Here is a 17,803-nt window from a genome sequence, read left to right on the forward strand (position 1 = left end):
CCCCAAAAGCAGCACCCTGCTCTGCTAGTGATGAGTGCCAGTACCTGCACCCGCCATGGCAACGGCAGAACAGAAAAAGACCATCACCAAAAAACGCCTCCAGGAGCTGCGCAACCAGTGCCGTGACCACTACAACGTGGTGGCCGATGGTGTCCTTCCCGACGGTGCAGATGTACGCGTCACCATGGGCAGGCTGCAGGAGCTGATCGAACTGCTGGATGGCAAAGCCAAATGGGATGACGCCGAAGCCTCCTGAATCGTCCCGCACGATGCAGGACGATCAGGATTACCGCGAGCCGTGGGACCAGGCTGGTTCAACGGAAGCGACCTCCAGGCAGGGGCCTGCCATGGAGGAGTTTCACTTCCGTGAAGCCGGCGTCCAGCGGTTCAACGACATCTACGACTGGGACGACGACGGCCACTGATCAACAGATCAGAGACGCCGGAGCACCCCCTGCCCAGGGGCCAGGAGGAAGGCAAGAATGAACTGTGCGGTCTGCACCAGCACGATGCAACCGGCGGTGGAACTGTCGGTCCAGTAGCTGATGAACACCCCCAGAACGCTGGAGAGAATGCTGCTGCTCACCGCCAGAAGCGTCATCCGGTCAAAGCGATCGGTGAGCAGGTAAGCCGTGGCACCGGGGGTCACCAGCATGGCCACCACCAAGATGATGCCTACGGTCTGTAAGCCGGCGACAGCGGCCAGGGAAAGAAGCCCCAGCAGCATGTAGTGCAGGAGCCCGGTGTTGATCCCAATGGATCGGGCATGGGTGGGGTCAAAGCAGAAGAGCATGAGATCCCGCCGGAACAGCAGCAATAACCCCAGAACTAGAGCGGAAATCACAAGGGTCTGGCGCACATCCCCCGCCGAGATGCCCAAGACATTGCCGAACAGGATGTGGGTGAGATCGATGTTGCTGCGGGTCTTCGAAATGAGCACCAGACCCAGGGCGAAGAAACCGGTGAAGACAAGGCCGATGACGGTGTCTTCCTTCACCCGCGACTTTTGCTTGACAAAGCCGATGGCAGCAACAGAACCGACACCGAAGACGAACGCCCCCAGTGAAAAGGGCAGGCCAAGGGCGTAGGCAACAACAACGCCGGGAAGGACGGCATGGGAGACGGCATCGCCCATCAGCGCCCATCCCTTCAGAGTCATGAAGCAGGACAACAGCCCGCAAACGCCCCCAACCAGGGCACTGATCATTAGCGCCTTGACCATGAAGGCGTGACTGAGGGGTTCCAGCAAGAGCTCCATCGGATCAGTATGGGCGCGCTGCAGCCGGTTCGATGCCCCGCGCCTCCACCCAGAACGCCCGTCCTGCTTTGCGCCGGCTGCCCACCCGCGCCAGCCGGATCGTTCAGGACGTGGTCAGCTGGGTGCTGCCCTTGCTCTTCCGCAGTCAGGGGCTGGAAATCAGCAGTAGCGATGCGTCAGAGGCACTGGCAAGAGCCTTTGCAGCACAGCAGTCGGGAGCCTGCAATCTGCTGATTGCATTCCGCCATCCCAGCACCCGCGATCCGCTGGTGCTGGCGGATCTGTTCTGGAACCGTGTTCCCAGAGCGGCACAACAGCACCATCTGCAACTGGCACGCCCCATCCAGCTGCGGTTTCTCTACGACCGTGGCATTCCGATCTGGGCTGGCCCGGTGATCGGTTGGCTGCTGCAACGCAGTGGCGGCATCGCGATCCATCGCGGCCGGTTGGACCGCCCGGCCCTCGCCCAGGCGCGTGCGGCTCTCGTTCAGGGGCGCTACCCCCTGGTGGTGGCGCCGGAAGGAGCGACGAACAATCTCTCCGGTGAGATGGCTCCCTTGGAACCGGGGGTCGCCCAACTGGCCTTCTGGGCTGCTGAGGATCTGGAGAAAGCAGGCGACGCAAGGCAACTGGAGGTGTTGCCTGTGGGGATTCAGTACAGCTGGAGGAAGCACAACTGGGGGGCCCTCGATGCTCGGTTGAATGCCCTGGAACGCCACCTGGGCATTCCCACCGCCGCCGCCTACCAAGGGAATCCCGAGACAACCCGACGAGAACGGCTGATTCAGATCGGTATGAATCTGCTCAAAGCCCTTGAGCAACTTGAGCGGCTGAAGCCAGATCCAGAAAAGTCTTTCAGCGAACGGATTGGGGCCTATCGCCTGCATGGCCTGGCCAAAGCCGAAGCCCATTTCGGTTTGCGTGCCGTCGGCAATCTGCAGGAGCGTTGCCGTCGGATCGAACAAGCCGCATGGGATCGGATCTACAGGGACGGTGTTGATCAGCTCCCTCCCCTGGAGCGAAGTCTGGCGGACTGGGAGGCTCGGGAAGCCGATCTCCAACTCACACGCATGCGACTGGTGGAGCATTTCACCAGCGTGAGTGGTCACTACATCAGCGATCGCTCCGACTTTGACCGCTTTGCTGAAATGTTGCTTCTGGTGGAAGAGGCGATTGGCTGGATCGAAGACAAGCCTTGGAAAGGGCAGCCGAGCCTCGGACCACAGCGCGTGGAACTGCGTCTTGGGCGAGCCTTACCGGTCAGACCAAGACTGAACGGGTACCTCAGGAACCGACGCGAGTCCATGCAGCTGTTCATGCAGGACCTGGAGCAGGCACTCATCGAGGTCATGCCCGACACTGCTCTCTGAAAGTGCTCACCGTGCTCACCACCGACTAAACCGCGAGGTCTTCAATCAGAACGTCTCTTCGGGGGAGCTGTTTCCAGTGAGCAGATCCGGCGGCACTCCCCCGAAGGTCAAGGCGAGGTTCTCAGGAGTGAACACTTCCGAGGTTTCCCCATAGGCGAGGACGGTCTTATTGATCAAAACGACCAGGTCGCAAAAATCACGGACGTGGCCCAGGTCATGGGTGGAGATCAAAATCGTGCGGCCTTCATCCCGGAACTGAAGAAACAGCTGAGCCATCAGCTGCTCGGTTCGAACATCAACCCCATTGAACGGCTCGTCCAGCAGCAGCACATCAGCGCGCTGGGCGATCGCACGCGCCAGAAACGTACGCTTGCGCTGTCCACCCGAAAGGGTGCCGAGAGGACGCTCCGCCAGATCGAGCAGATCGACCCGAGTCAGGGCATCCCGTACGGCCACGCGATCCGAGCTGCGGGGAATCCGCAGCAGATTCATCGAGCCGTAACGGCCCATCATCACCACGTCCCAAACCGATACTGGGAACTGGGCATCCACACCCTCACTCTGGGGGACGTAGGCCACCGATTGATGGCGCTGAGCATCAGCGACACTGCTGCCGTTGATCCGAATCCGGCCACGCGAGGGGCGAACAAACCCAGTCAGAGCTTTGAAGAACGTCGACTTCCCCGCACCATTCATCCCCACCAGACCACAGATGCAACCCGCGGGGAGATGCAGGCTGGCGTCGTACAGGGCAACAGTGCCGTTGTAGTCAACACACAGCTGATCGGCCTCGATACGCATCAGCGGTTGCTCTCGGACAGGTCCAGGCCCTTGCGAATTAGACCCACATTGTGCCGTTGCAGGTCCAACAGGGTGGGCGCTGGCCCGTCCGGGGATGAGAGTGAATCCACATAAAAAGTTCCGCCGAATCGGGCACCTGCAGCAGCCGCCACTTCCCGTTGGGCTTTATCGCTCACGGTGCTTTCACAAAAGATGGTCGGAACCTGTCGCTCTCGCACGGTGTTGATCAACCGTGCCATGCGTTTTGGGGTGATCTGGCTTTCAGCATTGACCGGCCAGAGATACGCCTCCTCAAGCCCATAGTCCGCTGCCAGATACGTGAAGGCCCCTTCGCAACTCACCAGCAAACGTTGTTGTGAAGGAAGCGCAGCAATCATCGTCCGCAATTCGCCATCAAGAGCCTGAAGCTTGGCTTTGTAAGCCGTTGCGTTGGCGGCGTAGACCTCCGCACCAGCTGGATCGAGTTGTGTAAAAGCCCGCTGCAGATGATCCACATAGAGCATGGCGCGCTGGGGTGACATCCAGGCATGGGGATTGGGTTTCCCCGCATAGGCATCTTCTGCAATGAGCAGAGGATCCATGCCGTCCGAGAGTGTGATCGTGGGCACATCCCCAGCTGCGGCGGTGAAGCGCCGGGCCCACAACTCCAGACCCAGTCCGTTCTCCACAATCAGATGGGCCTTACTGGCTCGCTCGATATCACTGGGGGTGGGTTGGTAGCCGTGAATTTCAGCGCCAGGCTTGACGATTGAGGCCACCTGCAACCGATCACCAGCCACATTCCTGGCCAGATCTGCCAGCACCGTGAAGGTGGTGAGCACCTGCGGCCGCGAATCGGTTTCGCGCTCCTGGTCTTGGTTGCGGCAGGACGCAAGCAGAACGCTCACCATGACCAGCAGCACCACCACCGAACGCTTCAAGTCGAACAGCTTCAACGAAGACTGACCTTGCTTGCTCAAGAATCGCATTGGCCGGTCTTAAAGCAGCTGGTGCAGTGGCCGTAAAACGCTGCAACGAAGCGATGCAATCGCCACAGGGAACGCTGCAGGCAGAAAACCGCGCCAGGATCACAGAAACCACGGTGAAACCTTGCGCAGGCCCGAGCGAGTGGAGGTGATCTTGCGACGCCTCAACGAGCAGTACCCGGAAACACCGATTCCCCTGGATCACAGTGATCCATTCACGCTGCTGATTGCTGTGCTGCTGAGTGCACAGTGCACCGACAAAAAAGTGAATGAGGTCACACCGGCGCTTTTTGCCGCGGGCCCCACCCCAGCAGCCATGGCGGCACTTGAGGAGCAACAGATCCTCGGTTTCATCCGTCAGCTCGGGCTGGCCAAGACCAAGGCCAAAAATGTGCGTCGCCTCGCGCAGATTCTGGTCACGGCCTATGACGGCGATGTCCCCCGAAGTTTTGAGGAGCTTGAGGCGTTACCTGGGGTGGGACATAAAACAGCCAGTGTGGTGATGGCCCAAGCCTTTGGCGTACCCGCATTCCCCGTCGATACCCACATACACCGGCTGGCCCAGCGATGGGGCTTGAGCGACGGAAGCAATGTGACTCGCACAGAACAGGATCTCAAGCGCCTCTTTCCGAAGGAGCACTGGAACCGCTTACACCTTCAGATCATCTTCTGGGGACGGGAGTTCTGTACAGCACGGGGCTGCGACGGAACTGTCTGCTCGATGTGCCGTGAGCTCTATCCGAAGCGGCGCCGTCCAGTAATCACCCGCAAACCCTGATCAAGACAGATGCTCTTCGGCGTTGGCCTTGATCACACAATCAGCGGTGGGATAGCTCACGCAAAGCAAAGCAAAGCCCTGGCCGATCTGTTCATCATCCAGAAAACTCTGATCGGTCTGATCAACCGAGCCACTCACCAGGCGACCGGCACATGTTGAACAGGCTCCGGCACGGCAGGAATAGGGCAGATCGACACCAGCTTCTTCTGCCGCATCGAGGATGTAGACGTCATCAGGGCACGAAAAGCTGGTGCCACCCTCGATGCTGATGTTGTAAGAGGCCATGACTCTGAAGGTCCTGATTGCTTGATAGCTGGATCAGACGATCCGTGCCAAAAGACAGCGGCTCCGCTCAACTCGAGATGCTCCACGACGTGTTGCATCAACCCAGAGACCAGCACTATCGTGATAGTACAAATAAACTAATCAAGACCAATGCCTGCTGAGGGCTCAACTTCTCCGACGCGCCACAGCTCCGCAGCCCAGGAGCCAATCTTTTTATCCGTCAGAGCAGGAATGACCGTGATCTGCGGCAGCACCGACTCCGACGACTGGTGGATGGCCGACGTGATTCACGTCGACGGCGGCGCTAGGGATCCAAGGATTCCGACCTTGTTCCAGGTGGCTGACGTGGATTCAGGGGCGATCCGCTGGGTCTGCGCCGACCTGGTCACCCACATCGTTCCCGACAGCTGAGTAAAGCCGAGAGCCTCAACCGGATCGAGCCCGTCACGCGAATTCGCCTAGGGTCTCACACCAGTCTCAGGAACCTCATGCTGAAAGCCTTGTTCTCACTGGTTTTTGCGGCTGTGATGTGGGTGCAGGTGCCGCAATGGCAACCAGATTGGTCCCAATGCTCTGTCGACACCCCGGACGTGGATTGTCACTGGTACATCACGGCGCCAGACAACACCTTCGGAGAAGGGTTTAGCTGGGAGAACGCAGCTTGGTTCAGTGCCGAAGGCTTGCGGGATGTCGGGGAACTGGACGGCACGATGATGGCCATCCACAAGCAAGCAACTTCGAAAAGTTAGGCCGCATAGGCCCAGAGCAGGGAGCACAAACACTCATTCATACTCCGTTACAAAACTCCTAAGATCGTTACATAAGCCACCTGAGCTCCTGTGACCGATTACACGTCCGCCATCGCCGCAGTTGTTGTCGTAACAGCAGTCCTCTCGGCAGCTGTCGTTTACGTCCTGGCCCAGCCAACAGACCTACCAGTCATCAAAAAGTCCCAGTCCCGGATCTGACGATGTCCATCGATGCCCGGTGCAAGGAACAGCAACAAACGGCCGATCGGATGTTTATGGACTTCAAATACACCGCACCTGGCTCTAAAGAGCAGTTGCGTGCTCTAACCACCCTGAGCTTCCTCGTCGGGATGTGGGCTGATTTCCTATCGGCTGAAGAAAAAAGAATGGCCAGCGCACTGGCCCTGGAAACAAACCAATGAATAACGGTCTACCTGCTTGAACTGAAGGCTGAAAAAAGAGGGGAGATTTGGGGAGTGGAACTCGCGATCGTTCCACTTCCCTCAGCGCATCGCGATCACCAACAGCGCTTCATCAAAGGTGTTGTTCTATGCATCACCGATGTGGCGGACTGAGGAGCCAGCCCCCATTTTGAACGCTCCTTGTGACAGTGGAACACTTGACAACCACTTCTCGTCGCGATTAGTACTGACGTACTAGCAAAACGGTGATAGGAGAAGGCTGGTTGATCGACAGCGACGGTTACTGGATCTGGCGCTTCCACCGTGATCAGAAGGCATGGATTAACGAGCCAAAGGTTTTCATCGACAGAGGTCGACGGATGCCGGAGGGCCCACCGCTGCTGAAGGAGCGCCGCCACCTTCGGAAGGCAGAGGCAGAACAGCTCTGGGCGTCATTGCAGACCCAGGGATGGAAACGTCTCGCATCGCCGGCCTGGGGCGACGCGTTTGAGCTCTGATTCGATCTCATCAAATCAGAGCGACAACCACACCCCACATGCACCAAAGGGAAGTCCCAGGCCCTCTCCTCCAAAACGCAACAGCCTCGAAGTAGATATCACCTAGATCCACTTGTGGCCAACCTTGAGGGTGTCCATTAGCGATCCCACTACACGCTTCCAGTTGGCATCGTTGCTTTGTGAGGAAAAACGCCTCACGGGGTGGAAACAAGGTCACACTCCCGAGAAGCGTTTCGAAACCCCTGCCTTCGGCGGGGGTTTCTTTTTGGCACGCTGAGCAGTTACCTCAAGCGTTTCGCCACTTCTGATCCCTGACAAAATTTGCGCATGGATCCGACCTCGCCGGAAAAGGAAATCAACCGCATCGAGAGGGAACTTGATGCGACCAACCCTCCAGGAGGACATCCCCCTGCGAAACCGGGCAAAAGAAGTGGTGGCCCACCTGGGAAGCCGGGCATTAATTCACTGGATGCAGTTCTGGTCACCGCTCTGTTGCTGTTCGTCGTCTCAGCAGCATTGGTGCTTGCGGGCCGAATCAGCCCAAAAGAAAGAATGCAACTAACGGCTGGTTCCATTGGTGCAGCCGTTGGCCTGTTGACTGGATATGGCATCGGCCGACTCAGGCCTTAAAGCGATAAGGGCAACAGGGTGGATAGGGTTCGCGGGCTCTAAGCCACACCCCAGATGAAGCGCTCCCCGAACCTTGCTTTTATCGGTGGCACCATCGTTATCGCCGTGATGGTCATGGCGGCTTTTGCCAACGTCGCCAATGCTGACGGTTGCTCAAGAGACAAGTCTGCAGAGCCCACGCGAGGGCAGATTCACAAATAAGGCCTCCTGACGCTGGAACCCCTGCCTATGGCGGGGGTTTCTTTTTGCCAGCAGGTCTTGACAGCCGCCAAGGAGACACCAATAATTTCTGTAGCAACAGCTACAAACGTTCACCCCACTCCTGTGGGGCGCAGACACTCCAAGCCACGGAACGGGGACTTGGATTTCTTCGAGGAACATCCATGACTGCACTTCTCTATCGAGGTCACACCTACGCAGGAGAGGCATCTGCTCCCAAGGCCTGCGTGGAACTCACCTACCGCCGCGAGCACTACAACACTTGCCGGCAGGAAATCGTCCACGACAACCACCCCACTCTCACCTACCGAGGCGTTTCTTACACCAAGTAGTTCGAAATCTCTGAGACCTTGCCCCTGCCTTTGGCAGGGGTTTCTTTTTGCAATTTTGGATGGCCGACGGTGATGCACCACCGGAGCGATTCGACCACAAAAATAGATTGATCAGCCGACCCGCGTCTTCCTAGACACAACCATATTTCTTAAGAGAGGAACGGACTTGACCCCAGACGAAGTCGAGGTCAAATCACAGAACTCGTCGGACATCGCTCTACCCGACTTTCAGGCCCGCTTCGCGACCTGACTCGACGATGATGGGGCGAAAGTTCCGAGTCTGTAGTGCCGTGGCGAGCACTATTCAGATATCAACAAATTCCCTGCGACTTCTATAGTTTCTGGTATGGAAAGTGAAGTCACACGTTCGGAGAGCTGAAGAGACCGGAAGCAAAACCGACTTCTAACAAACACCACTGTGTGGAATCAAAGAAACGATCCCGAAGCCACTCCGCATATTTACGGTGTTTGAACATTGCATGGCTTGTATGTGCTGAACGAGTTTCTCAGCATGTATTGCATTGAACGCCAAGACAATGACTGTCAATGGAGGCGTGAAATTTGCTTTAAGACTGAGTTCAAGGCTTTTGTCAACGCTCGCACCAAGTCAATGGCGACATTGGGGACATATCGCGTGGTCCATGCGAGTTGGGCCAATCAGGTGGTCGCCGAAGTGAATGGAATGGATTTGGTCAAAAAGAAAGAAAACCCAGAGTGACCACTCTGCAAATCCCCCCTTAAGCCAAAACCACTTAATGCTCCACGGCGATGGGGTTTGGTCAGATTCGAGTGAATCTTTTGCTTCTGCTCAGAGATGCAGGTTGCCGGCCCATAAGGAACAGTGAAATTGCACTTCAGGCCCGAACCATCCTCCCTAAACACCGGGGCTGCGCAGAGCATGAGATGAACAGAGAGGGGGCCGCCGCCCTTCACCTGCATCAGGCAACTTCCAAAAAGAAGTTGATTGAAGCTGACCCTGCAGATCAGGTGCTCTCTCAGGTTGATGGGTGAAGCACGATCATTCAATTCTCTCCAGAACATCCTCCAAACCCTTGTTCATACCTTGAATAATGACGTCGGCACGGCGCTTCAAGGGATAGATGAAGCGCCGCTCAGCCGGGAGCATCTCCCGCAGCATCTGGCGAATCACATAAATCACTGGCCGATGGCGATCGCGTACATCACGCCAAAGCCGCCTGATCAGCCTCTGCACAACTGGGGTCTCGATATACACAACAAGCGAAATCGGCACAGACTCCAGAAGCAGTTGCGGTCCGTAGGAGCCTTCAACAAGAATCAGGTCGTAGGGCTGGTTCAAGGGCCTGGAGCCAACCTTGCGGGCGCGCATGTCATAACTGCGCAAGGAATCAAGCTGTCGATAGCGAACAGCGCTCACCTGGAGTCGAAGCTGATCAGCATCGATGGCATCAACCGTGTCGAACCCATAGCGAGAGACGGGGGACCAGCCACTGCGGTAGTAGTCATCGCAGGCGATCAGAAGTGGATGACGCCCCTTAGCTCGCAGCTGCTCCGCCAGATGTTCAGCAAAGGTTGTCTTACCAGCCGCGGATGGACCGCAAATGCAAAACAGGGGAACCGCTCCGGACAAACGAAGTCCAAATCCATCCCCATGCTGGCAACGAATCTCACGAAGCAACGGCAAGAACGGTAGCCGTTGTTACAGAACGGGCCTATAGTGAATACACGTTGGGCCTCTTCGGCAGGCCGCAGTCAGATTCACGCCAGGCAACGGGGGCGTGGACACCGCGCAAGAGAGAGATGAACACACTTCAATTGATCAAGGCACGGACTGTGCGCAATCAAGCCATCGAGACGGCCAGAACACAGATGGCCAGGGCCTTTCGCCATCAGGGCCATATCGACAGGGTGCACACGCCGGTGGGAGTCAAAGCCAAGGTGCTGCGCTATCGCGGCGTGACCTACCAACCGATCGATCCACAGCAACACCCAAGCGGTGGGCGAGAACTGCGCTACCGCGGCGTCAGCTACGACGTGTACTGATGCCAACTTTCCACCCATGATTGAAGCGGGGAAGATCCCCCGCTTTTTTCATGGCCGTTCTGGGTGACGAAAAACCATTGGCGCTATGTACTGATCTCCACTGCAGCAGTGGCCTTCAGCACAGCGGCTGGTCTGGAACGACCCGTGCGGCACTTGATCATCTTCGCGAAAGCCGGAACAAGCTTCAGCGCAAAACAGCTGTGCAGCGGCGTGCTGATGGCTGGGATGGATCCGGATCGGATGCTCAGCGAAGACCTGGCTGCAGGCAAGGGGTTGATTCAAACCAAGATCGACCAGACCGGTGGACGCGTTGAAGCCAGTGCCCTGTTCGGAATGGTTCGCGCTGAAGCGGTTCAAAACGATGGACATGGCTGCAGCCAACGGATCAACGGCAGGCCCATCCCGCAGCCACCAAGCCAAGCAGTCACTGTTTCAAAGGATCCCACCGCAACAGGTGAGCCGTGGCCCCTCGTTTCCACGGCCAGTCCCGAGCCACCGGCGATCGACAGCAAGGCGCTGAGCAAGGCACTGAATCGCGCATTTCGCGAAGACGATCCACTCACTCCAAAACGAACGCGAGCTGTGGTGGTGGTGCAGAACGGATGGGTGATCGCTGAGCGCTACGCCAGAGGAATCCCTCCCGAGATGCCGCTGATCGGCTGGTCGATGAGCAAAAGCATCACCCATGCCCTGATCGGACTGGCCATCCGAGATGGACATCTGGATCTGAAACGCGCGCCGACCGTGCCCGAGTGGAGCGACCCGGAGGACCCTCGACAAGACATCACCCTGGATCAGCTCCTGAGAATGAACAGCGGACTGGCCTTCGAGGAATCGACGGGAGCGCTGAACTCGGATCTGGTGCGGATGCTGACCCAGGAAGCAGACATGGCACAGTTCGCCGCCAGCAAGCGGCTAGCAAAGACACCGGGCAAAAAGTGGAGGTATTCATCCGGAACGACCAACATTCTCAGCCGGATCCTGAGACACGCTATCGACGACGACCAGCGCTATTGGAGCTATCCCTCACAGCAATTGTTCCGCCCCCTCGGCATGACGACGGCGGTTCTTGAAACCGACAACAGTGGAACATTGGTTGGCTCATCGCTGGTCTGGGCCAGCGCACGAGATTGGGCTCGGTTTGGTCAGCTCTACTTGGATGACGGGAGCTGGAACGGAGAGCAGCTCTTACCCCAGAACTGGGTGAGGCACGCCCGTACAGCAACACGAGGATCCAAGAAGGGGTACGGAGCGCACTGGTGGCTCAGTCGGCGCAAATCTCGACATGCTCTTCCCAATGACAGCTTTTCAGCGGAGGGCTATCAGGGACAGCTGCTCCTGATAGCCCCATCTCAGCGAGCTGTCGTCGTGCGCCTAGGTCAAACCCCTAAAAAGCCAGGATTTGATGCCAATGGCTTTGGAGCTGACGTTCTCTCAGCCCTTCGCTGAGTGAAAACGCCAATGCTCAATCCTGATCGCCGCCCTTGGGTACGAAAGCTTGTGATGCTGCGACGAGGAGACCGGTGATCAGCAAGGCCGGAAGGATGACAGTGGGACCGCCTTGAGCCGTCTGAGAGGCGAACAACAGCATGGTCTGGCAACAAAAACCAAAGAGCACACTGGCAGAACAGGAGACAAAGAGCGACTCCTGCAAACGTTTGTCGCAGAGACCTTCGTTCAACACATCACAACGGGGAAGAGAAACAGCTCTCCCTGGACGGCATCGCAGCAGCGAACAGAAGTGGAGGACCTTGCACGAGGCTGCGACATCCCTGACGCCGCTGTCGGGAACGCCTTGCGCGGACGGATCAAGGAGTGACGCATCCACTCATCAGCGCGAAATGTGGCGTAGGGGGAACTTGCAGACATGAACAACAGAGCAGTACATCTGTTTTAGTGCGCATGTACTATTGCGTCAACCCTGGGGCTCTCCGCAACAATCACGGCTCCATCCGTTCCTCAGGGACATGACGCAAGAGGATGCCTCCCTCGACAACCGTCTGAGCCGCATCGAAGCGCGGCTTTCCAAAATCGAGGAGGTCCTATTCAGCACCAGGGCAGACAAAGAACGGGAGACAATCGCCACCTTTCTTGCAGACGCTGATTCCATTACCGATCAGCGACAGAAGCAGTGTTACGACGAATGGATCCACTACCTGAACAACAACCCAGAGGCCGTCGAGGCTCACCTCAGCGTCCATGAAACGGCAGCCCTGAAAGCCTCCATCAACGCCCAAGCGCCGAGCGATTCGTAGGGTTATACACAGCTTTTCCACAAGGGCTCTGCAAACAATCCCGACCAGGCCAATGGTTTTGGGAATCGGCGTGGAAAACAGCTCCCATTGCCTTGCGAGCACAGACAGAATCCTCTGATCAGGTCTTCAGAATGCTGTGCTGGCAGTCCATTTGCCTGGTTTGCAGTGTCAGAAATCCCTGAACCCCATCGATGCGAAGCCAAGCGCTCTGTGCTGTGAACCAAGAGCAGAATCCTCAGCAGATCCAACGAGACGGTGATCAGACGCAACAATCACCTATCAAATTGTGGAAAAACCAACACTTTTGTTGTGACGACTGCAGACGGCCAGGACACGTGCATTTCCGCGTCACCACGTCTCTCCAGACGAGCTGGATCTTGGTGTGCGAAACCTGCTGGCCGAAATTTCGAAAACAGGCTGGTTACCGCTATGGAGGAACACGCAAGTCGAACCGGCGCAAACGTCGAAGGGACTAACTGAGTTCACGCTCAGACCGGCTCGCACTGATGGTGAATCACCGTGCCGCGACGTTCAAAGAATTCCGGCTCAGAAGCGTCAACCACACGCCACCACCAACGGCCATCGGTGTAACTGGGGGCTCCAGCATTGTTGGTGCGCGGAAGCTGCAAAACAAGATCCCCCCAGCGCACCAGAACACCATCCCCAGGGAGGGTTCCCGCAGCGGAATTGGGAATGCCATCCGCCAAACCGGTGACATCAACGGCTCCCCGGGTGATCTCGACGCTGAGGCGATCCCCGTCACACATCCAATCGGCCCACGATGGCTGAGGGGAAACCAACAACCAACAGGCCAGAAGCATCGCCAGACCAAGGCCCTTCGCGACAGAATTCAGCAATGCTGTTAACCCTCATCTACGACGGCGGATGCCCATTCTGTCGGCAATTCGCCTTACGCAGTGAACTCAAGGCTGGCATTCCAAACCTGCGAATTATTGACGGGCGCGCTGATCACAGCATCCGCCATGAGCTCAACGCCCTTGGGCTGCCTCTCAGGGACGGCGCCGTTCTGATCCAAGGTGAGCATCGTTGGCATGGAAGTGAAGCCATTGCGGAACTCAGCCGTCGCATGAAGCCCAGTGATCCTTTGCTGAGGTTGCTGTCAACGCTGTTCTGCGATGGGCAACGCTCAGCACTGGCCTACCCGGCACTTTTGGCCGCCCGGCGGATCGCTCTGGCGACACGCGGGCTGAGCGTTGACCCGGATCAAGGGCTCCATAACTGAAGGAATGGGTCAAAAAACGGGTATCGCCATCGACACCGCTGAACTACCGTCAAAGGACCGGCTAAAGGTTTTCTTAAGCATCGACTCTGATCCCTTCGTTCCTGACGCGTTAAGCCATCAGCAACTCAGTGCCTTGCTGAGAGCGGCGATGGACACATCCGTCCTCCCTGAGGGAAAGCTCAGCGATGACGAACTGCTTCGGGCAGCCCTCACAGCCTGGGCTGATCAAACCCAGGAATTACTGCGTTGGATTGAAGGCCAGGGGGATGCAGTCAGCGATACGAGGACGCCAAAGCAAGTGATGGCTCTTGGTAGCTTCCGAACCCATTTGGTGATGGGTCTCAAAGCACTGCGCTACTCCGAAGGCTGAGACAGCTCTTTTAGACGTCGGGCATCACAACATTCCTCAAGAACAGAAAGAAACTGCTCAGGATCCGGTTGATCATCGATGTCGAACTGTGTGGCCGTGATCACTGTGAAGTTGATCCATGCTTCCACTTCCGGACCACCTGACGCCATCACAAGGTCATAACAGGCTTGGAAATCTGAATCGGGCGCAAGGTCGCGGGCCGCATTGATCACGTCATAGAGCTGATCCAAACCTTCCACTTGTGCCTCAGCAAAGACGGCACGGATGCGGCTCAACATCAGCAGACGTTCTCAAGTTCAACAACGGAAGACTCAGCAATGATGCAGGACTCTTGTTCTGCAAGATCAAGCAATTCTGCATTGAGCTCAAGCAGCATGAGTGCCAGAGACGAAGCGAATTGGATACAAAATGAGTCTTCTTTCACAACACATCAACTTGAATGAGCAAGGTCTAAACAATGCAACGAGCCGACCGTGGATCTCGCAATCTGGCTTTACACAAACACGCACAGTCGGTCTTCAAAGATCAACACGTCTCAAAAGATCAATACAGTCGCGGCGCTCAAGCGGAATCGCTAATTCTCGATGAGTTTCAGGCCGCCACTGGCTCAAGCATGGACGAAATGCTGGGCTGGAAACCGATTTCACGCAGACGTGCGTTGCTGACACGGGCATTGAAGATGCGAGCGCCCGGACGGTCGTGGTTGTCCCAGATCACGGGGGGGAGGCCTTGGTCGTCACACAGTGCATTGGAAAGCTGACGACGGGTGAACTGGAGATCATCCACAAGGTTGTAAATCCCTTGAAGCCGTTTCCCGAAAGCGAAGTCAACGCCCCGGATGATGTCCTGCAGATGGACCCAGGCATTGATGTGATTGCCGTTTTTACGAACCGACTGGCCCGCAGCACTGCGGATGTAGGACGGGATGTCCTTCCCAGGGCCATAAATGCCACCGAGCCGGAGAACACAGGCCTGGGTTGAAGCATCGTTCAAGGCGAGAACAGCTGTCTCGGCACTGGCAAGAAGAGCGTTGGCACTGTTGGAACAATCCAAGGGCGTCAGCTCATTGCAAACGGCACCGGACTGATCCCCATAAACCCCTGCACTGCTCAGATACGAGACATGCAGCGGCCTGCGACCTTGGCGCTGACGCAGGGATTCAACGAGGGCTGGAACAGCCTGGCCATAGACCTTTTCGTATTGATCCTCCTCAAAAGTGGAGGTGGTTGGGGCCATAGCGATCAGAACACCATCAAGACGATCCAGAAAGCTGGCATCGGCCATGGAGTCGCAAGCGTTGTAAATGCGGGGATGGTCGACCACATCGCAAAGTTCAGCCAACCGTCCGGGGTTGGTGGTGGTTCCAACGACCTCATGACCCTGACGTCCTAGATGGACGGCGACAGCAGATCCGACGTATCCACAACCGATAATTCCGAAACTGCCGGGCATGCCTGGTCAAACACCTTTTACAGAATTTAACGAACGGAGATCAGCTTTGCCGTGACAATGGAGACATGATTTCTATGGCCCTCAACCTTCTCTGGGTTGTTCTCGGCGGCCTACCCATGGCTCTGGCCTGGTGGGTTGCAGCATTGATCTGCGCCATCACCATCGTGGGGCTGCCGTGGGCACGGTCGTGCTGGGTGATGGGGCTTTTCTCTCTGTGGCCCTTCGGTTCAGAAGCGGTCAACCGCCGTGATCTCAGGGGTAGAGGCGACCTGGGAACGGGGCCCCTCGGCCTGATCGGAAATGTGATTTGGTTCCTTGTGGCTGGGTGGTGGTTGGCCCTCGGTCACCTCAGCAGTGCATTGGCCTGCTTTGTCACGATCATCGGCATTCCCTTCGGCATTCAGCACATCAAACTGGCGTTGATTGCTCTGGCCCCCGTCGGCATGACAGTTGTGAAATCCAAGGGCTTGGACTGATCAGAACAACAATTGAACCAGCCAGACCATGGCTAAACCCAGCACGCCAGCCAGCAACAGTCCGCCGACCAGGAAAGCGATACCAGCGGCCAGTCCGATCCTGGCCATGGTGTCTGGATAAAGAAGAAACAAGGTCAGCCCCAAAGCCAAAGGCCAGAGCGGCGGAATCAACAGACAGACGCCCGTCAAAATCACCAGCTTTCGATCACGCCGTTTCCTTGTTTCCACTCGCGCGGCCACGGCGTCAGCGGCACGATCAAGCTCAGCCTGCTCATCTTCACTGAGCCAGCGCCCAAGACCCTTGGCACGATCAAGCTCGTCCTCAAGCCGCTCAGTGGGATTCCGGTTGTTCATCCAATCACCTTAAACAGGCTGGACTGGCAATCACATCGACTTTGGATTCAAGGCGTGCCAACAAATCCATCAACATGGTTATAGGTAATCTTATCTAGGTATTTACCCGCCGAAATAAAATAATTGCCTTAAAAGAAAAACCAGCATAGTGTCGCCTAGCGAACCGATGAAAGACATGCTAAGTAGAACTCTTGAATCGCCAAACGCAGCTCAAGCCTGTGTAACTGAATCCCAAGTCAATGCCTATTTTGAATGCCTAACCCTCTGCAATCTTGACGATGGCAGCTGCTACGAACAATGCATTCTTGTACATCTAAAAAGTGAGGATGAGGCATGAGAACCTTGAATCATCAAAGACAAATCGGTGTTGCATCCCTGGTTTCAACAATTGCTGTCGCCCTTCTCGTCATTGGTTTTATGGGAATGGCTCAACACATCAATGCCAGCGTGCTCTGAACGATCTGGTTACTTCTGACGCTTAAAGGTGTAGCAACCACCGTGGTATCCGGTGAAGGGTTGGGCATAGGTCACCAGCTCCCAACCCTGCTCACCCAACTCATTCATCAATCCCACCAGACTGACATCACGCTGCGGATGGTTTCTGGAAATCAGCTGGCGATCATCCAGCCAGAGCTCCTCAATTTCGCCGGTCCATGTCTTACCACGGGGTACGAAGCGCAACTGGGTGTATTCCCACCGCATTACCAAGCATCAACCGAACGATGCACCATCTTCGCCGCAGAAGGCACCGACTGGGGTGCACAATTCAAGAACATGCTGTTCTGTGATGCGTCGCCTGCTCGCTCAGCTCCTTGTACTCATCAGCCTGATCACCATCACACCCGGCTGGTGCGGAGCCTTGGAGGTGACACTGCAACGCATTGATGGCAACGGCACTGGCGAGTCAATCGGCAGCATCACAGCGCAGGACACCGATCAAGGCCTGGTGATCTATCCCGATCTGTCGGGGCTGACACCAGGGGAGCATGGCTTTCACCTCCACAGCATTGGCAGCTGTGATGCAGGCGAAACCGAGAATGGCACCGCAGTTGCCGGCCTTGCCGCGGGTGGGCATTGGGATCCTGACGGATCAGGCCAGCACCTCGGCCCCTTCGGCAACGGCCACCGAGGCGACCTGAGCAAGTTGATCGTGGATGACGACGGCAACACAAACACGAGCGTTGTTGCACCACGGCTCAGCACAGCCGATCTCCGGGGCAAGGCACTGATTGTTCACGCTGGTGGCGACACCTACAGAGACGAACCACCCCTCGGCGGAGGTGGAGCACGGGTTGCCTGCGGCGTGGTGCAGGACGATCGCTAAA

Annotated in this window: 31 protein-coding genes; 19 read left to right on the plus strand and 12 right to left on the minus strand. The window is 56.9% G+C overall.

Features of this window, described 5'->3' with window-relative positions; genetic code table 11:
- The first annotated feature begins 55 nt into the window (after positions 1 to 55).
- Both FZX13_RS03635 and FZX13_RS03640 read left to right on the plus strand, forming a co-directional pair.
- The gene (locus tag FZX13_RS03635; RefSeq protein ID WP_115021918.1) at positions 56 to 256 is read left to right on the plus strand and encodes a hypothetical protein; all 201 of its coding nucleotides are present in this window, start codon (positions 56 to 58) and stop codon (positions 254 to 256) included.
- A complete protein-coding gene (locus FZX13_RS03640; RefSeq protein ID WP_226407364.1) occupies positions 237 to 425 on the plus strand; it encodes a hypothetical protein in 189 nt (62 codons plus the stop codon). The genes FZX13_RS03635 and FZX13_RS03640 overlap by 20 nt, the downstream gene beginning before the upstream one ends.
- Positions 426 to 433: 8 nt before the next feature.
- Here the strand turns inward: FZX13_RS03640 and FZX13_RS03645 are convergent, their stop codons facing one another.
- Complete coding sequence (locus tag FZX13_RS03645) at positions 434 to 1,258, minus strand: metal ABC transporter permease (RefSeq protein WP_115021916.1); 825 nt, start codon at positions 1,256 to 1,258, stop codon at positions 434 to 436.
- A 32-nt stretch (positions 1,259 to 1,290) separates the two neighbouring features.
- On the opposite strand from FZX13_RS03645, the gene FZX13_RS03650 reads away from it, so the two are divergent.
- Positions 1,291 to 2,628 carry a 1-acyl-sn-glycerol-3-phosphate acyltransferase gene (locus FZX13_RS03650; RefSeq protein ID WP_226407366.1) on the plus strand — a complete coding sequence of 446 codons (1,338 nt, stop codon included), beginning with the start codon at positions 1,291 to 1,293 and terminating at the stop codon, positions 2,626 to 2,628.
- A 45-nt stretch (positions 2,629 to 2,673) separates the two neighbouring features.
- Here the strand turns inward: FZX13_RS03650 and FZX13_RS03655 are convergent, their stop codons facing one another.
- Complete coding sequence (locus tag FZX13_RS03655; protein WP_115094097.1) at positions 2,674 to 3,429, minus strand: metal ABC transporter ATP-binding protein; 756 nt, start codon at positions 3,427 to 3,429, stop codon at positions 2,674 to 2,676.
- The gene (locus FZX13_RS03660) at positions 3,429 to 4,319 is read right to left on the minus strand and encodes a metal ABC transporter substrate-binding protein (protein ID WP_226408242.1); all 891 of its coding nucleotides are present in this window, start codon (positions 4,317 to 4,319) and stop codon (positions 3,429 to 3,431) included. Before FZX13_RS03660 ends, FZX13_RS03655 begins: the two co-directional genes overlap by 1 nt.
- 199 nt (positions 4,320 to 4,518) lie before the next feature.
- Between FZX13_RS03660 and nth the strand changes: the two genes are divergently transcribed.
- Positions 4,519 to 5,172, plus strand: a complete 654-nt coding sequence (gene nth, locus FZX13_RS03665; protein WP_226407368.1) for an endonuclease III — start codon at positions 4,519 to 4,521, stop codon at positions 5,170 to 5,172.
- Here the strand turns inward: nth and FZX13_RS03670 are convergent, their stop codons facing one another.
- Positions 5,173 to 5,457 carry a 2Fe-2S iron-sulfur cluster-binding protein gene (locus FZX13_RS03670; protein WP_115094102.1) on the minus strand — a complete coding sequence of 95 codons (285 nt, stop codon included), beginning with the start codon at positions 5,455 to 5,457 and terminating at the stop codon, positions 5,173 to 5,175. It lies immediately after the preceding gene.
- Positions 5,458 to 5,607: 150 nt separating this feature from the next.
- On the opposite strand from FZX13_RS03670, the gene FZX13_RS03675 reads away from it, so the two are divergent.
- From FZX13_RS03675 to FZX13_RS03705, 8 genes are all read left to right on the plus strand, one after another.
- On the plus strand, positions 5,608 to 5,868 hold the full coding sequence (locus FZX13_RS03675) for a DUF3104 domain-containing protein (RefSeq protein WP_226407370.1): 261 nt from the start codon (positions 5,608 to 5,610) through the stop codon (positions 5,866 to 5,868).
- 77 nt (positions 5,869 to 5,945) lie between these two features.
- On the plus strand, positions 5,946 to 6,206 hold the full coding sequence (locus FZX13_RS03680) for a hypothetical protein (protein WP_226407372.1): 261 nt from the start codon (positions 5,946 to 5,948) through the stop codon (positions 6,204 to 6,206).
- Between the two features lie 90 nt (positions 6,207 to 6,296).
- Positions 6,297 to 6,425, plus strand: coding sequence for a hypothetical protein (locus FZX13_RS12895; protein ID WP_370630774.1), 129 nt, complete (start codon positions 6,297 to 6,299; stop codon positions 6,423 to 6,425).
- Between the two features lie 2 nt (positions 6,426 to 6,427).
- The gene (locus tag FZX13_RS03685; RefSeq protein ID WP_226407373.1) at positions 6,428 to 6,628 is read left to right on the plus strand and encodes a hypothetical protein; all 201 of its coding nucleotides are present in this window, start codon (positions 6,428 to 6,430) and stop codon (positions 6,626 to 6,628) included.
- A gap of 263 nt (positions 6,629 to 6,891) precedes the next feature.
- Positions 6,892 to 7,125 carry a DUF1651 domain-containing protein gene (locus tag FZX13_RS03690; protein ID WP_255617929.1) on the plus strand — a complete coding sequence of 78 codons (234 nt, stop codon included), beginning with the start codon at positions 6,892 to 6,894 and terminating at the stop codon, positions 7,123 to 7,125.
- A gap of 327 nt (positions 7,126 to 7,452) precedes the next feature.
- On the plus strand, positions 7,453 to 7,755 hold the full coding sequence (locus FZX13_RS03695; RefSeq protein WP_226407375.1) for a hypothetical protein: 303 nt from the start codon (positions 7,453 to 7,455) through the stop codon (positions 7,753 to 7,755).
- Between the two features lie 54 nt (positions 7,756 to 7,809).
- Positions 7,810 to 7,956, plus strand: coding sequence for a hypothetical protein (locus FZX13_RS03700; RefSeq protein ID WP_166017001.1), 147 nt, complete (start codon positions 7,810 to 7,812; stop codon positions 7,954 to 7,956).
- A gap of 182 nt (positions 7,957 to 8,138) precedes the next feature.
- On the plus strand, positions 8,139 to 8,306 hold the full coding sequence (locus FZX13_RS03705; protein ID WP_226407377.1) for a DUF4278 domain-containing protein: 168 nt from the start codon (positions 8,139 to 8,141) through the stop codon (positions 8,304 to 8,306).
- Positions 8,307 to 8,963: 657 nt separating this feature from the next.
- Here the strand turns inward: FZX13_RS03705 and FZX13_RS03710 are convergent.
- On the minus strand, positions 8,964 to 9,332 hold the full coding sequence (locus FZX13_RS03710; protein ID WP_226407389.1) for a hypothetical protein: 369 nt from the start codon (positions 9,330 to 9,332) through the stop codon (positions 8,964 to 8,966).
- Positions 9,325 to 9,915, minus strand: a complete 591-nt coding sequence (locus FZX13_RS03715) for a uridine kinase (protein ID WP_226407391.1) — start codon at positions 9,913 to 9,915, stop codon at positions 9,325 to 9,327. The genes FZX13_RS03710 and FZX13_RS03715 overlap by 8 nt, the downstream gene beginning before the upstream one ends.
- A gap of 170 nt (positions 9,916 to 10,085) precedes the next feature.
- On the opposite strand from FZX13_RS03715, the gene FZX13_RS03720 reads away from it, so the two are divergent.
- Positions 10,086 to 10,328: a hypothetical protein gene (locus tag FZX13_RS03720; RefSeq protein WP_170951180.1), complete on the plus strand. Its 243-nt coding sequence runs from the start codon at positions 10,086 to 10,088 to the stop codon at positions 10,326 to 10,328.
- 63 nt (positions 10,329 to 10,391) lie between these two features.
- Complete coding sequence (locus FZX13_RS03725) at positions 10,392 to 11,777, plus strand: serine hydrolase (protein WP_226407393.1); 1,386 nt, start codon at positions 10,392 to 10,394, stop codon at positions 11,775 to 11,777.
- A gap of 16 nt (positions 11,778 to 11,793) precedes the next feature.
- On the opposite strand, the gene FZX13_RS03730 is transcribed toward FZX13_RS03725, so the two are convergent.
- Positions 11,794 to 12,009 (minus strand): hypothetical protein, encoded by a 216-nt coding sequence (locus FZX13_RS03730; RefSeq protein ID WP_136987689.1) that lies wholly within the window; start codon positions 12,007 to 12,009, stop codon positions 11,794 to 11,796.
- A 286-nt stretch (positions 12,010 to 12,295) separates the two neighbouring features.
- Here FZX13_RS03730 and FZX13_RS03735 point away from each other — a divergent pair, with 286 nt between their 5' ends.
- Positions 12,296 to 12,583: a hypothetical protein gene (locus FZX13_RS03735; protein WP_226407395.1), complete on the plus strand. Its 288-nt coding sequence runs from the start codon at positions 12,296 to 12,298 to the stop codon at positions 12,581 to 12,583.
- A gap of 488 nt (positions 12,584 to 13,071) precedes the next feature.
- Here FZX13_RS03735 and FZX13_RS03740 read toward each other — a convergent pair whose 3' ends face one another.
- Positions 13,072 to 13,440: a hypothetical protein gene (locus FZX13_RS03740; protein ID WP_226398545.1), complete on the minus strand. Its 369-nt coding sequence runs from the start codon at positions 13,438 to 13,440 to the stop codon at positions 13,072 to 13,074.
- Between FZX13_RS03740 and FZX13_RS03745 the strand changes: the two genes are divergently transcribed.
- Positions 13,440 to 13,826, plus strand: a complete 387-nt coding sequence (locus tag FZX13_RS03745) for a DUF393 domain-containing protein (protein WP_226407397.1) — start codon at positions 13,440 to 13,442, stop codon at positions 13,824 to 13,826. The genes FZX13_RS03740 and FZX13_RS03745 overlap by 1 nt on opposite strands.
- A 4-nt stretch (positions 13,827 to 13,830) precedes the next feature.
- A complete protein-coding gene (locus FZX13_RS03750) occupies positions 13,831 to 14,196 on the plus strand; it encodes a hypothetical protein (RefSeq protein WP_226398547.1) in 366 nt (121 codons plus the stop codon).
- Here the strand turns inward: FZX13_RS03750 and FZX13_RS03755 are convergent.
- Both FZX13_RS03755 and FZX13_RS03760 read right to left on the minus strand, forming a co-directional pair.
- Entirely contained in the window at positions 14,181 to 14,474 is a 294-nt protein-coding gene (locus tag FZX13_RS03755) for a hypothetical protein (protein WP_115021885.1), read from the minus strand. The two genes, FZX13_RS03750 and FZX13_RS03755, sit on opposite strands and share 16 nt — an antisense overlap.
- Before the next feature lie 313 nt (positions 14,475 to 14,787).
- Positions 14,788 to 15,648 (minus strand): SDR family oxidoreductase, encoded by an 861-nt coding sequence (locus FZX13_RS03760; protein WP_226398548.1) that lies wholly within the window; start codon positions 15,646 to 15,648, stop codon positions 14,788 to 14,790.
- Positions 15,649 to 15,713: 65 nt separating this feature from the next.
- Here FZX13_RS03760 and FZX13_RS03765 point away from each other — a divergent pair, with 65 nt between their 5' ends.
- Entirely contained in the window at positions 15,714 to 16,124 is a 411-nt protein-coding gene (locus tag FZX13_RS03765) for a YccF domain-containing protein (protein WP_226407399.1), read from the plus strand.
- On the opposite strand, the gene FZX13_RS03770 is transcribed toward FZX13_RS03765, so the two are convergent.
- Both FZX13_RS03770 and FZX13_RS03775 read right to left on the minus strand, forming a co-directional pair.
- Positions 16,125 to 16,478, minus strand: a complete 354-nt coding sequence (locus tag FZX13_RS03770; protein ID WP_226407401.1) for a hypothetical protein — start codon at positions 16,476 to 16,478, stop codon at positions 16,125 to 16,127. It lies immediately after the preceding gene.
- Between the two features lie 465 nt (positions 16,479 to 16,943).
- Complete coding sequence (locus FZX13_RS03775; RefSeq protein WP_115021878.1) at positions 16,944 to 17,180, minus strand: hypothetical protein; 237 nt, start codon at positions 17,178 to 17,180, stop codon at positions 16,944 to 16,946.
- Between the two features lie 85 nt (positions 17,181 to 17,265).
- On the opposite strand from FZX13_RS03775, the gene sodC reads away from it, so the two are divergent.
- Positions 17,266 to 17,802, plus strand: coding sequence for a superoxide dismutase family protein (gene sodC / locus FZX13_RS03780; protein ID WP_226407403.1), 537 nt, complete (start codon positions 17,266 to 17,268; stop codon positions 17,800 to 17,802).
- The last annotated feature ends 1 nt before the right edge of the window (position 17,803 follow it).

It is taken from the genome of Synechococcus sp. MU1625, from assembly GCF_020514205.1.
GTDB lineage: Bacteria > Cyanobacteriota > Cyanobacteriia > PCC-6307 > Cyanobiaceae > Parasynechococcus.